Source organism: Methylobacterium sp. ME121, from assembly GCF_000974725.1.
GTDB classification, from domain to species: domain Bacteria; phylum Pseudomonadota; class Alphaproteobacteria; order Rhizobiales; family Beijerinckiaceae; genus Methylobacterium; species Methylobacterium radiotolerans.
Map to the genome: position 1 here is coordinate 42,914 of NZ_BBUX01000021.1, position 12,384 is coordinate 55,297.

The 12,384-nt window shown below is 71.8% G+C and carries 11 protein-coding genes; 4 read left to right on the forward strand and 7 right to left on the reverse strand.

The window, feature by feature from the left end:
- Positions 1-41: 41 nt before the first annotated feature.
- Positions 42-3,455 (reverse strand): acyl-[ACP]--phospholipid O-acyltransferase, encoded by a 3,414-nt coding sequence (locus ME121_RS15390; protein ID WP_012317913.1) that lies wholly within the window; start codon positions 3,453-3,455, stop codon positions 42-44.
- A 160-nt stretch (positions 3,456-3,615) separates the two neighbouring features.
- Entirely contained in the window at positions 3,616-3,885 is a 270-nt protein-coding gene (locus ME121_RS15395) for a hypothetical protein (protein ID WP_012317912.1), read from the reverse strand.
- 179 nt (positions 3,886-4,064) lie between these two features.
- Between ME121_RS15395 and ME121_RS15400 the strand changes: the two genes are divergently transcribed.
- Together ME121_RS15400 and ME121_RS15405 are read left to right on the forward strand one after the other, a co-directional pair.
- The gene (locus ME121_RS15400; protein WP_012317911.1) at positions 4,065-5,075 is read left to right on the forward strand and encodes an SDR family oxidoreductase; all 1,011 of its coding nucleotides are present in this window, start codon (positions 4,065-4,067) and stop codon (positions 5,073-5,075) included.
- 206 nt (positions 5,076-5,281) lie between these two features.
- The gene (locus ME121_RS15405; protein WP_024830900.1) at positions 5,282-6,157 is read left to right on the forward strand and encodes an MBL fold metallo-hydrolase; all 876 of its coding nucleotides are present in this window, start codon (positions 5,282-5,284) and stop codon (positions 6,155-6,157) included.
- On the opposite strand, the gene ME121_RS15410 is transcribed toward ME121_RS15405, so the two are convergent.
- The 3 genes from ME121_RS15410 to nthA are packed head-to-tail and all read right to left on the reverse strand — an operon-like array spanning position 6,145 to position 7,780.
- Entirely contained in the window at positions 6,145-6,468 is a 324-nt protein-coding gene (locus ME121_RS15410; RefSeq protein ID WP_012317909.1) for a nitrile hydratase accessory protein, read from the reverse strand. The two genes, ME121_RS15405 and ME121_RS15410, sit on opposite strands and share 13 nt — an antisense overlap.
- Entirely contained in the window at positions 6,465-7,124 is a 660-nt protein-coding gene (nthB, locus tag ME121_RS15415) for a nitrile hydratase subunit beta (protein ID WP_024830901.1), read from the reverse strand. Before nthB ends, ME121_RS15410 begins: the two co-directional genes overlap by 4 nt.
- Positions 7,121-7,780, reverse strand: coding sequence for a nitrile hydratase subunit alpha (gene nthA, locus ME121_RS15420; RefSeq protein ID WP_024830902.1), 660 nt, complete (start codon positions 7,778-7,780; stop codon positions 7,121-7,123). Before nthA ends, nthB begins: the two co-directional genes overlap by 4 nt.
- A gap of 202 nt (positions 7,781-7,982) precedes the next feature.
- Here nthA and ME121_RS15425 point away from each other — a divergent pair, with 202 nt between their 5' ends.
- Both ME121_RS15425 and ME121_RS15430 read left to right on the forward strand, forming a co-directional pair.
- Complete coding sequence (locus ME121_RS15425) at positions 7,983-8,687, forward strand: sigma-70 family RNA polymerase sigma factor (protein ID WP_012317906.1); 705 nt, start codon at positions 7,983-7,985, stop codon at positions 8,685-8,687.
- Positions 8,688-8,883: 196 nt separating this feature from the next.
- Positions 8,884-9,141 carry a hypothetical protein gene (locus ME121_RS15430; protein WP_312892339.1) on the forward strand — a complete coding sequence of 86 codons (258 nt, stop codon included), beginning with the start codon at positions 8,884-8,886 and terminating at the stop codon, positions 9,139-9,141.
- 59 nt (positions 9,142-9,200) lie between these two features.
- On the opposite strand, the gene ME121_RS15435 is transcribed toward ME121_RS15430, so the two are convergent.
- Positions 9,201-10,592, reverse strand: coding sequence for an amidase (locus ME121_RS15435; RefSeq protein ID WP_059409131.1), 1,392 nt, complete (start codon positions 10,590-10,592; stop codon positions 9,201-9,203).
- Positions 10,593-10,597: 5 nt separating this feature from the next.
- Positions 10,598-12,199 (reverse strand): ABC transporter substrate-binding protein, encoded by a 1,602-nt coding sequence (locus tag ME121_RS15440; protein WP_012317903.1) that lies wholly within the window; start codon positions 12,197-12,199, stop codon positions 10,598-10,600.
- Between the last annotated feature and the right edge of the window lie 185 nt (positions 12,200-12,384).

Here is a 12,384-nt window from a genome sequence, read left to right on the forward strand (position 1 = left end):
CCGCATCCCCCGTTTGGGTGACGCGCGCGCGGGCGCGACCGTCAGGCCGCCGCGTTCTCCTTCGCCCGCTCCAGCGCGAGCTTCGTGACGGCCACCTGGTCGACCTTGCCGGTGCCGAGCATCGGGATCGCGTCCAGCACCGCCACCTCGGCGGGGATCGCGACGTCGGAGGCGCCACGACCCTTGGCGAAGCTCTGGTAGGCGGCCCGGGTCGCACCCTTCTCCTGCGTGAACAGGATCAGCCGCTCGCCCTTGCGCGCGTCCGGCACCGCCGCCACCGCGCTCGGACGGTCGGGCCAGAGTTCGGCGGCCAGCGCCTCGATGCCGGCGAGCGACACCATCTCGCCGGCGATCTTCGCGAAGCGCTTGGCCCGGCCCTTGATGGTGACGAAGCCCATCGCGTCGATCGCCACGATGTCGCCGGTGTCGTGCCAGCCGCCCGGCGGCGGCTCCAGCACGCCGGGCTTCTCGGCGCGCAGGTAGCCCAGCATGATGTTCGGCCCGCGCAGGGACAGGCGGCCGCCCTCGTCGATCCCCGGCACCGGCTCGAGGCGGGTCTCGATGCCGGGCAGGATCCGCCCGACCGTGCCGAAGCGGTTGAACATCGGCGTGTTGAGCGCCACGACCGGCCCGCACTCGGTGACGCCATAGCCCTCCAGGATGCGCAGCCCGAACTTCTCCGCCCAGGTCTTCCGGGTGGTCTCCTTCACGGCCTCGGCGCCGGCCACGACGTAGCGCAGGGAGCGCAGGTCGTAGGAATGGGCCGCGCGGGCATAGCCCGTCAGGAACGTGTCGGTCCCGAACAGCACCGTGCTGTTCGAGCCGTAGATCAGCTCCGGCACGATCCGGTAGTGGAGCGGTGACGGGTAGAGGTAGACCGGCACCCCCGAGACCAGGGGCAGGACCAGCCCGGCCGTGAGCCCGAAGGCGTGGAACACCGGCAGGACGTTGAACACCTTGTCCATCGGTCCGAAATCGATCCGGGCCGCCACCTGCGCCACGTTGGCGAGCATGCAGCGGTTGGCGAGCACCACGCCCTTCGGCGTGCCCTCGCTGCCCGAGGTGAACAGGACCGCCCCCGGATCCTCGCCGGAGCGCGCCACCAGGGGACGGCGCGGCGCCAGGAGGCCGCGGATCTTGTCCCCCATCGTGATCCCGGCCCGCACGTCCTCCAGGTAGATCAGCTCGACCGATCCGCGGATCGCCTCCACGAGCGGCCCCAGGCGCCCCTTCTCGATGAAGGCCCGCGAGGTCAGGATCTTGCCGACCTCCGCTGCCCGGCAGGCCGAGAGCACGTTGGCGGGGCCGGCGGAGAAGTTGATCATCGCCGGCACCCGGCCCGCGGAGGCCAGGGCGAACAGCGTCACCGCGGCGCCGTTGGCGTTCGGCAGCATGACGCCGATCCGGCCGCCCACGGGCGCCAGCGGCATCAGCTTGCGGCCGAGCACGTTGGCGCCCATCACGAGCCGGCTGTAGCTGAGGCGGCCGCCGACCGGGTCCTCCAGGGCGTTGCGGCCCCAGCCGTGGCGCTCGCCCGCCTCGATCAGCGCCGCCATCAGGCCGCGGTCGATGTCGGCGGTGCGGAACACGAGGTCCGACATGATCCCGTAGAGGGCGGCGCCCGCCGCCTGCCGCCGCGCCTTGCCCTTGAGCGCGGGGTCCACGGTCAGCCGCACCGGCGGCATCACCGTCACGGTCACCTTGGGCCACCAGCGGCGGCGCACCTGCCCGCGCGACAGCCGCGAGAAGACCGTGCGCTCCAGGCCGTCGAGCTTCACCGGGACGACCATCGCGCCCGACTTGTCGGCGATCAGCCCGGCGCCGTCGTAGACCTTCATCAGGCTGCCGGTGACCGTGAGCCGGCCCTCCGGGAAGATGATCAGGGTCTCGCCGCCCTTGACCGCGTTGATCAGCGTCCGGGTGGCGAGCGGCCGGGTCGGGTCGAGCGGCATCGCCTTGGTGACGCGCAGGAACGGCCGGACCCACCAGCGCTGCGCGATGCCGCTGTCGATGGCGAAGACCGGCTCCTGGTCGAGGAGCGACAGGGCGAGCGGCGCGTCGAGGAACGAGACGTGGTTGAGGGCCACGATGGCGTTCGGCCCGGCCGCCGCGAGGTTGTCGAAGCCGCGCACCTCCAGCCGGTAGAACGCCCGGAACAGGATCGACAGGGCGTCGCGGAACGGGCTGGTCGGCAGGGTCGCGAACACGACTGCGCCGACGATCAGGTTCAGCACCGCCACCACGGCGAGCAGGCTCGCGATCGTGAGGCCCGCGCCCTGCAGCGCCGCCAGTGCCAGGGTGCCGGCGACCATGAAGGCCGCCGTCATGACGTTGACCGCGCCGATGATCCGCGCGCGCATCGCCTTCTCGGCCCAGGCCTGCACGGCCGCGAAGGACGGGACGATGTAGAGGCCGCCGGAGATCGCCAGCCCGAGGAAGTCGATGCCGGTGCGCAGGCCGTGGCCGGTCTGCAGGAAGCCGAGGGGGCCGATCGGCTCGGCGGGCGGTGCCGGCAGGTGGCCGACCGTCCAGGCGAGGTCGAGGCCGAACAGGCCCATCAGCACCGCGCCGACCGGCGTCGGCAGCAGCACGATCCGGCCGCTGGCGAGCCACGAGGCGAGGCCGGACCCGACGGCGATGCCGATCGAGAACAGCGCGAGCAGCAGCGTGATCACCGTCTCGGTGCCGTTGAAGGCGCCCCGCACCAGCACCGGCAGCAGCGACAGCACCACCACGCCGACCAGCCAGAACCAGCTCACGGTGAGCGAGCCGCGCCACAGCCGCGTGTCGGCCCAGAGGTCGCGCAGCAGCGCGTAGGTCGAGCGGGCGACGTTCGGGTCGACGCGCAGGTCCGGCGCCCCCTCCCCGGTCGGCGGGATCATCCGGGCCGAGAGCCAGCACAGGACGGCGAAGCCCATCACCAGGGCGCCGAACAGGAGGCCCGAGCCGCCCATCGCCGAGGCCGCGCCGGCCGCGATCGTGCCCAGCAGGATCGCCAGGAAGGTCGCCGCCTCCACGAGGGCGTTGCCGGCGGGCAGCTCCTCGCGGCGGAGATGGTCCGGCAGGATCCCGTACTTGATCGGGCCGAACAGCGCCGCGATCGTCCCGAACAGGCCCAGAGCCACGAACAGGACCGGGATCGAGTGCAGCAGGAAGCCGAGCACCGCGGTGCCGGCCGCGAAGATCTCGGCGAACTTGAGCCGCCGCGCCATGAGGGCCTTGTCGTAGCGGTCGGCCCACTGGCCGCCGAGACCCGACAGGATGAAGAACGGCCCGATGAACACCGCGCTCGCGAGCGTCACCAGGACACCGGCATGGGCGTCCGCCTGGCCGCCGATCCCGAACAGGATCAGGAAGGCGAGCGCGTTCTTGAGGAAGTTGTCGTTGAACGCCGAGAAGAACTGGCACCAGAACAGCGGCGCGAAGCGCCGCGCAGTCATCAGGGTACGGAACATGGCGATCTCTCGGTTCCGAACCTGACTGGCCCACGAGAGACGGTCAGGTCAAATCGGACCGAGACGAACGCACAGGGATCGCGGGCGTCGCGTGGTCGAGCCGTGCGGGCCGGCACCGCCGGCCGCCGCGCCGCCCGGCCGCGGATCGGCGCCCGCGCCGTCAGGCCTTGTGGACGAGGCGGCCTCTCCGCGCGGCGGCGGCCCCGGCGTGCCGGGCGATGAACGTGTGCAGGGCGGCGCCGAGATCGTAGGACCAGTAGACGTGGGCCGCGACGGCCGAGATCACGAGGAGCGCGGCACCGACCGCGCAGGCCGGCACGAGCAGCAGGCCGGTCAGGACCATCCCGACGGCGGTCCGCTCGGCCAGGGACGCCTGCGGCCACGGATCGATCGGGAGCGAGAGCAGGGAGAAGCGTCGTCCAGTGCGCATGGCTGCGACCCTCGATGGTTCGGCATGACGCGGTACGACCAGTCAACAGCGGCCACCGTCGGACGTTGCGTCCCGGACCGCGAAATCGGCGGCCCCCGTGACGTTCCGGACCGGCCCGGCGGCGCAACCGAGCGCGCCGCACCGGGTTGCCGGTTCGGTCTCTCGAGGATGAGGTGGGTATGGCACGGGTTGCGGTCGTTACCGGGGGCACGGCCGGAATCGGTCTCGCCACCGCGCATGAATTCGCCGCGCGCGGCTGGTCGGTGGCGGTGATCGCGCGGGATCCTGGCCGTCTCGCCGCCGCCGAGCGGGCGCTGGCCGCCTACGGCCAGCCGGTGCTGGCGATCGGCGCCGACGTCGCCGAGCCGGAGGCCGTGGACGCCGCCGCCGAGCGGGTGGAGCGCGAACTCGGCCCGATCCGCGCGTGGGTCAACAACGCCATGTCGACGGTGGTGAACCCGGCCGACCGAATCACTCCGGACGAGTACCGGCGGGTCACCGAGACCACCTATCTCAGCCAGGTCTACGGGACGCTCGCCGCCCTGCGCTTCATGAAGCGCCGCGACCGCGGCGCGATCATCCAGGTCTCGTCGGGACTCGCGATCCGGGCGGCGCCGCTGCAGGCACCCTACTGCGCGGCGAAGTTCGCGGTCTCGGGCTTCACCGACGCCCTGCGCTGCGAGCTGCTGCACGACCGGGTCAATGTCAGCCTCAGCGTGATCTACCTGCCGGCGGTCAACACGCCCCAGTTCAACTGGGCGCGCAACCGCACCGGCCACCGCCAGTACGCGCCGGATCCGGTCTTCGACCCGCGGCTCTGCGCCGAGGCGATCCTGTACGCGGTCGAGCACCCGCGCCGCGAGGTCTGGGTCGGGCGGTCGTCGGCGATGATGGCGGCCGCCCAGGCGCTGGCGCCGGCGCTCGCCGACCGCAAGGCCGCCTCCATGTGGGCGGCGCAGCTCTCCGACGAGACCATCCCCGAGATGGACGGCAACCTCTACGAAGCTGTGCCCGGCCCGGTCGGGATCGACGGGCGCTTCATCGGCCGGACCAAGGCGAGCCGCGGAGAGTTCGTCACGAGCCGGACCCGCGACGTCGTGGTCGGCGGCCTCGTCGGGCTGGCCCTCGTCGGCCTCGCCGGCACCGTCCACGCCGCCCGCTCGGCGCGCCGGCGGCCGGAGCGGATCTGACGGCTGCGCCCGTGCGCGCCGCCTGCTAAGCCCGTTCCGATCGATAGGCCCGCCGCCGTCGTCGCGAGCGGGGCGAAGCCATCCCGTTGCGCCGCCCCCGCCGAGGTCGCGCTGCCCTGGGTCGCTTCGCTCCGCTCGCGACGGCGGAGAAGGCGACTGCGACTGCGGCCGCATCACACGCGCCGCCCCCGAAGAGGTCCACGACGATGCCCGGCTATCTGCCCTTCGCGGGCGCCCTGAAGCTGCCCGCCTATACCTGCGACAATTGCGGGTTCTGGCAGCGGCACTTCGAGGCGCCGGCCGCCTGCCCGATGTGCCTCGACGCCCGCCACGTCGTGCCGCAGGACGGGTGGCGCTTCCGCACCGCCCGCGAGGCCCAGGAGGCCTTCCCCTGCCACTGGCAGGAACTCGAGCCCGGCGTCTGGCGCTTCTGGAACGAGCCGGTCTCCGGCATCGGCCCGTCCGCCTACCTGATCCAGACCGAGCACGGGAACATGGGCTTCGAGGGCTGCCCGGTCTTCAGCGAGGCCGCCCTCGACCAGATCGAGCGGCTCGGCGGGATGGCCGTCCTCTCGGCCTCGCACCCGCACTCCTACGGGGCGCTGCCGCAGCTCCAGGACCGGTTCGACCCGGAGCTGTGCCTGCCGGCGGCCGACTTCACCTGGAGCGCCGCGCTCCAGGTGAGCTGGCCCTACGACGATTTTCTGGAGCCGCTGCCGGGGTTGGAGCTGCACCGCACCGCGGGTCATTTCGATGGCCACGCGATCCTGTACGACCGTGGGCGAAAAATCTGCTTCTGCGGCGACGCGCTGAAGTTCGAGCTCGACCCCGCGGATTTCCGCCGGGCCACCACGATCTCGGCCCACAAGGCCTTCGTGCGCGGGGTGCCGCTCACGCCGAGCGAGCTGCGCCGCTACCGCGACGTGTTCGAGCGCCTCGACTTCGCCCAGACCTGGACGCCGTTCGAGCCCGCCCGGAATTGCGGGCGACCCGAGGTCCTGGCCCTGCTCGACCAGCTGATGAGCGGCCGGTCGCACGCCGCGCCGGTGCCGCTCGACAGCCTGCGGGTTCAGGGCCGGTAGAGCGGGTCGTTCTCCAGGCGGATCGGCTGGCCGTGGGGCGTCGCCTCCGCGGCCCGCAGGAAGGCCTCGGTCCGCGCCGCGACGCTCTCGGGTCCCGCCACGCCGCGCTCGGCCAGGAGCGCCTCCAGCGTCGCGAGCCACGCGCCGTAATCGGCCGCCTGCTCGGGAGACTCGGCCGGCCGGATCTGCCGGCCGAGCCGGTCCGCCCATTCCGACCACGTGAACAGCCCGGATTCGCGCAGGGAGACCACCAGCGCGAAGACCTGCGCCTCCCAGGGCGCCGCGAAGGGGCTGGGCGACGGCGCGGTCACGCGGGGTCCAGGTACGGTTCGAAGGCCGCCACCGTGACGACGCCCCCCGGGTCGCCGCTCTCGCCCCACAGCTCCCGCGCCGTGAAGGCGACCGTGTAGAGCCAGGTCGGGTTCTCGCCCGCCCGGTAGGCGTTGGTGTCGGGGAAGACGAAGACCCCGTCGACGCGCACGATCCGGCCGCGCTTGCCGCGCACGTAGCGGGGCAGCCGCGTGTGGCCGGTCGGGTGGATGTTGCGGGCCAGGACGGCGTCGTCCACCGCGAAGCGCGCCGGGGCGTCGGCGGCGCGGCTGCTCGGGAAGCCGGCCCGGAAGCGCTGTTCCAGGCCCTCGCGGGCCAGGACCCGCGCGACGGGCTTGGCCGGCTCCGCGGAGCGGCCGGACTCCATCTCGGCCGGCGTCGCCAGCCCCGTGGCGACGACCTGCTTCTCCAGGGCCTTGAGCCAGATCTCGTAGTAGCTCGACGCGAGGTATTCCGCGGGCGGCAGGGATTCGCGGTTGGCCCGGCTGCCGTCGAGGTTCCAGGCGCCCGTGTAGCCCATGGCCATCGCCAGCGCGAAGACGCGGCGCTCCCACGCGGCGTGGAAGACCGGCTCGTCCGGCTCCGGCACCACCGGCCCGAAGCCGTGCGCGCCGCCGAGATCCTGGGCCCCGTTCATACCGGCATCTCCGCGGGGGCGGCCGGGATCGCCTCGGGCAGCCCCGTGCCGATCATGGAATCGCGCGTGACGAGGGCGGCCAGGGCCTCCTCTGAGAAGCCGTCGGTCCCGGCCGGCCGCATCGGCAGGACCATGTAGCGGGTCTCGGCCGTCGAGTCCCAGACGGTGATGCGGGTCGTTTCCGGCAGCGTCACCCCGAACTCGGCGAGCACGCCGCGCGGGTCGATCACCGCCCGGGCCCGGTAGGGCGGCGCCTTGTACCAGACCGGCGGCAGGCCGAGCACCGGCCACGGGTAGCAGGAGCACAGGGTGCAGACGACGAGGTTGTGGATCTCCGGCGTGTTCTCGACGACCACCATGTGCTCGCCGCCGCGGCCGCCGATCCCGAGTTCGGCGATGGCCGGCGTGGCGTCGGCCAGGAGCCGCGCCCGGAAGGCGGGATCGGTCCAGGCCCGGGCCACGACGCGGGCGCCCGCGTGCGGGCCGACCTTGGTCTCGTAGAGCTCGACCAGGGCATCGAGGGCCGCCGGGTCGACGTAGCCCTTCTCGGTGAGCAGCGATTCCAGGGCGCGCACCCGGGCCTCGACCGGCGACAGGTCGCTGCCGTGGTGGTGATCGTGATGATCATGCGAGTGCTGCGCGTGATCGTGACTCATCCCGCTCTCCTGACTGCCCGCAATCTGCATCGCCCGGCCCGCCGCCGCCAGCCCGGGAAGGCGGATCCGGCCGGCGTTGTCACCTCGGGCACTCTGCCTAAATTCCCTGTCACACTCGGGAGCGTTTGGCATAGGTTCAGAATTTTATCGCTACCGACGTTAGAGCTATTCTAGTATGCCAGCGTGGGAGGCGGAAACGTTCATGACTGAGGACGTTGCGGACCGGCCAGATGCAACTGCGGGCACCCGGGACGGGGCCGGCTACGCCGCGTCCATCGGCCAGCACCTCGCCCTGCCGATCCGGGAGTATTTCAAGGTCGTCGAGCTGGAGCCCCTGCCGGCGCAGCTCGCCGCGCTGGTATCGCGGTTCGAGGCGGCGGTCACGGCGCACGGGGAGACGGTGCCCTTCGACTTCCGCGGCGACATCATCAAGGCGCTGCCGGCCCTGCGCACCTTCGCCCTGTCGCTCGTGGGCGACGTGAGCCGCGCCGACGACTTGGTGCAGGAGACCTTCGTGAAGGCCTGGGCGAACCAGGAGCGGTTCCGGCCCGGCACCAACTTCACCGCGTGGCTGTTCACGATCCTGCGCAACCAGTTCTACACCGATCTGCGCAAGACGCGGCGGGAGGTGGAGGACGTGGACGGGACGCATGCCGGTCAGATGACCAGCCCGTCCGATCAGGAGGATGCCAGCACCCTCAAGGTCGTCTGGGAGCGTCTCGGCGACCTGCCGTCGGCGCAGCGCCAGGCGCTGCTGCTGGTGGGCGCCGAGGGCCACACCTACGAGGAGGCCGCGATCATGCTCGGCTGCCAGGTCGGCACCGTGAAGAGCCGCGTGAGCCGGGCCCGGTCGTCGCTCCTCGATACCCTCGGCGTCGTCGTGGCTGGGCAGGCTCCGGCCGCGTGATCGGCCGAGCCCCCGGCGGCACGGCCTGACGCGGCCTCGTTCCGGCGCCGCCGCACCCTGGACGTGGATCAACCGCAGGACCTGCGCCGGTCCTGTGCGCGTCCTCACGATGGCCGGAAGTCGCGGCCCGTAGGATCGATGTCAGTCATCGATTCGAGGTGGGCCCATGCAACACTCGTCAGCAGAGAACGGCCGGGTGGCGGCGTGGTGCGCGAAGCATCCGGTCTTCCTCGCCTTCGGTCTGTGCGCCTTCGGCCTCGCCGTCGCCGCCGCGGTCTGGGGGCTCGGGATCCTCTCGTCGGCCACGGCCACGGTTGTTGCCGCCCTCTATGGTGTCTTCCTCGGCGCCTTCCTCATGGAGTACTTCAGGATCAACGAAATCGTCAGAGCGGTGCGATCGATCTGGTCCGCACTGACGGGCCTCTGGTGGCTGTTGACCTTCTGGCGGGCGTGACGGGACCGCGGATCCCGCCTCACCATCGGCGGACGCCGGAGGCGAGAGCCTCGCGAGTCTCAGACCGGGGGCCGACGCAGGTGCCAGTCCGTCACCCTCTGGTAGGCCTGTCCGATCCGCAGGGCCGTCGTCTCCTCGTAGCCGCGGCAGACGATCTGCAGCGAGAGCGGCAGCCCGGACGCGGTGAAGCCGTTCGGCAGCGCCAGGGCGCAGAGGTCGAGCAGGTTGCCGAACCGGGTGAAGCGCGACGGCAGGTGCGCCTCGTCGACGGCGTCGAGCGCGACGGCCGCGCTCTCCGTGGTCGGCGTCAGGAGGGCGTCGATGCCCGCGAGGGCGGCGTCGTACTGCTGCTTCATCGCGGCCCGGCGGTGGAGCGTGCCGAGATACTCCTGGGCCGAGACGTTCGCGCCGGCCAGGATCCGCGCCCGGACGGCGTCGCCGAGCTCTGCGGAGGGATCCTCCGCCAGGGTCCCGTTGACGAAGTAGGCCTCCGCGTTGGTGATCTGGCTCATGGCCACGCAGTCGCTGAAGCGGAACGGCAGGGCGACGTCGACGATCTCGGCGCCCTGACCGGCCAGGAGGTCGAGGGCCGCGTCGTAGGCGGCCAGCATGTCGGGGGCGACCCCGTCCCGCTCCGAGGCCGGCATCCGGCCGAGGCGCAGGCCGCGGACTCCGCGGTTCAGCGCCGGCCAGGGCGCGTCCGGCGCCACCCCGCGGGTCGTCGGATCGCGGGGATCGGGGCCGGAGATCGCCTCGTAGAGCAGCGCGGTGTCCTCCACGGTGCGGGCCAGCGGCCCGGGCGTGTCGAGGGTCATCGAGAGCGGCACGATCCCCCAGGTCGAGACGCGCCCGACCGTCACCTTGAGGCCCGTCAGCCCGCAGAACGAGGCCGGCAGGCGCACCGAGCCGCCGGTGTCGGTGCCGATGCCCCAGGGCGCCATCCGGGCCGCCACCGACACGCCGGTGCCGCTGCTCGACCCGCCGGGGGTGCGCGGCGTCTCCGGATCCCAGGGATTCCACGGCGTGCCGAGATGCTGGTTCGTGCCCCAGCCGCCGTAGGCGAACTCGACCGTGTGGGTCTTGCCGAGCACGATCATGCCCTGGCCGATGAGGCGCCGGGCGATCGTCGCGGTGCGCTCGGCCCGGCGCGCCCGGTGGGCGGCCGAGCCGCCCATGGTGATCCGGCCCTCCAGGTCGATCAGGTCCTTGAGCACGACGGGGACGCCGTGGAGCGGCCCCACGGCGTGGCCCGACCGGATCGCCCGGTCGGCCCCCTCGGCGGCGAGGCGGGCGTCGGCGGCGAAGACCTCCGTGAAGGCCTGGAGCCTCGGCTCCAGCCGCTCGATCCGGCCGAGGAGGGCCTCGACGGCGTCGACCGGCGAGAGGGTCCGCGCCTGGAGCGACCGGGCGAGCTCGGCCGCGGAGGCGTGTACGGGATCGATGTCGGACATGGGTTCTACTGCACGCTGACGAGGGTGAGGTCGACGAACCAGGATTGCGGCGAGACGAATCCCTGGACCTTCTTGGACATCCCGCGGGGATTGAGGTCGTGGACGACGAACAGCCACGGCGGATCGTCCACGAGGCGCTCGTGGGCGGCCTTGGTCTGCGCGTCGATCACCTTCGCGTCGGTGGTCTCGGCGAGCGCCTTGAGGGCGGCGTCGAACTGGTCGTCCTTCCAGGTGGGGAAGTTGAAGCCGTTCGGCGGGAACCGGTCGCCCGCGAAGTAGCGCGCCATCACGGCGGCGTCCGACGAGGGCGAGGAGACGTTGAGCGCCATCGCGCCCTGGAGGCTCGGGGCGTCGGGGAGAGCCCGGCCGGCGTTCAGGAGGACCTGCCACTCGACCACGTTGAAGGTGAGATCGACGTTGCAGGCCTGCTTCAGGTTCTCCTGCAGGTACTCGTTCATCGGCATCGGCAGCATCTGCCCCGAGCCGGAGGAGGAGATCATCACCTTGAGGCTCAGCGGCTTCTTGTCGGTGTAGCCGGCCTCGGCGAGCAGCGCCTTCCCCTTGGCGGCGTCGAAGGTGTAGCGATTCTTCGGGCTGCCGAAATTCGGGTCCTTGTCGTTCAGCCAGCCGCTCGCCGGCTCGGCGGTGCCGTTGAGGAGCTCGACGATGCCGGCCCGGTCGATGCAGTAGTTCAGGCCCTGCCGGACGCGCACATCCTTCAGCGGGCTGTCCTTGGCGCCCATGTTGAAGAAGTAGGGCCAGACGTGCGGGTACGAGCCCGTGGTGATGGTGAAGCCCGCCTGCTTCAGCGACGGGATCGCGTCGGGCGCCGGCACCTCGATCCAGTCGACCTGGCCGGCCCGCAGGGCGGCGACGCGGGCATTCGCCTCCGGGATCGGCAGCAGCCGGACCTTGTCGACCTTGGCCATCCGGTTCGGATCCCAGTAGCCGTCGAACTTGGCGAGATCGACCGCCTCCCGCGGGGCCACGCGGGTGATCCTGAACGGGCCCGTGCCGGCCGCCGGCAGCGCCGCGACCTTGCTCCAGTCGCGCCCGGCCTTCTCGAAGGAGGCGGGCGAGGTGAAGAGCAGGTAGACCACCATGTAGGGGAAGTACGAGGCGACCTGGGTGGTGGTGATCTGCACGGTCGAATCGTCGACCTTCTTGTAACTTCCGACCAGCGGCGCCCGGGCCCGGGAGATGCCGGCGCCCTGCGGCTCGAACTGCGGGCTGTCGTTCTTGAAGTAGCGGTCGAGGTTCCAGATCACCGCGTCGGCGTTGAACGGCGTCCCGTCGTGGAACTTCACGCCCTGGCGCAGGTGGAAGGTCCAGACCGCCTTGTCGTTCGGATCCTGCTCCCAGCGCTCGGCCAGCGCCGGGATGATGCCGGCGAGCTTGGTGGTGCTCTTGAGGTCCCACTGCACCAGCCCCTCGAAGATCGGGTAGCCGAGGAAGCGCATCCCCTCGAAGCCGTTGTTGGGCATGCCCGTCGTGGTGGGGATGTCGCTCGCCGTCATGGCGATGCGCAGGACGCTCTCGGCGCTGGCCGACCCCGTCAGGGCCACGGTACCCGCCAGGGCGGCGGCAATCAGGCGGCGAAATGTCATCCGGATCCCAATCGTCGAAGTTGCGGCGCGCCAACCGCAATTCCCGCGCCACGCCCAGGCTTAGGCCCTGCGTTCGGCGAACAGAAGATGCCGGACGTCGCCTCTTGCGCGTGGCGCCGGCTGCGTCACGATAATACAAAATGCGAGTCGCCAGCCGGGACGGCCGGCCCCCGAAGGAGACGCCC

Excerpts from the sequence above, each read along its gene's own strand:
- ME121_RS15390 (WP_012317913.1), bottom strand. The coding sequence starts at position 3,455 with ATGTTCCGTACCCTGATGACTGCGCGGCGCTTCGCGCCGCTGTTCTGG.
- nthB (WP_024830901.1), bottom strand. The coding sequence starts at position 7,124 with ATGAACGGGGCCCAGGATCTCGGCGGCGCGCACGGCTTCGGGCCGGTG.
- ME121_RS15395 (WP_012317912.1), bottom strand. The coding sequence starts at position 3,885 with ATGCGCACTGGACGACGCTTCTCCCTGCTCTCGCTCCCGATCGATCCG.
- ME121_RS15405 (WP_024830900.1), top strand. The coding sequence starts at position 5,282 with ATGCCCGGCTATCTGCCCTTCGCGGGCGCCCTGAAGCTGCCCGCCTAT.
- ME121_RS15425 (WP_012317906.1), top strand. The coding sequence starts at position 7,983 with ATGACTGAGGACGTTGCGGACCGGCCAGATGCAACTGCGGGCACCCGG.
- ME121_RS15440 (WP_012317903.1), bottom strand. The coding sequence starts at position 12,199 with ATGACATTTCGCCGCCTGATTGCCGCCGCCCTGGCGGGTACCGTGGCC.
- ME121_RS15435 (WP_059409131.1), bottom strand. The coding sequence starts at position 10,592 with ATGTCCGACATCGATCCCGTACACGCCTCCGCGGCCGAGCTCGCCCGG.
- nthA (WP_024830902.1), bottom strand. The coding sequence starts at position 7,780 with ATGAGTCACGATCACGCGCAGCACTCGCATGATCATCACGATCACCAC.
- ME121_RS15400 (WP_012317911.1), top strand. The coding sequence starts at position 4,065 with ATGGCACGGGTTGCGGTCGTTACCGGGGGCACGGCCGGAATCGGTCTC.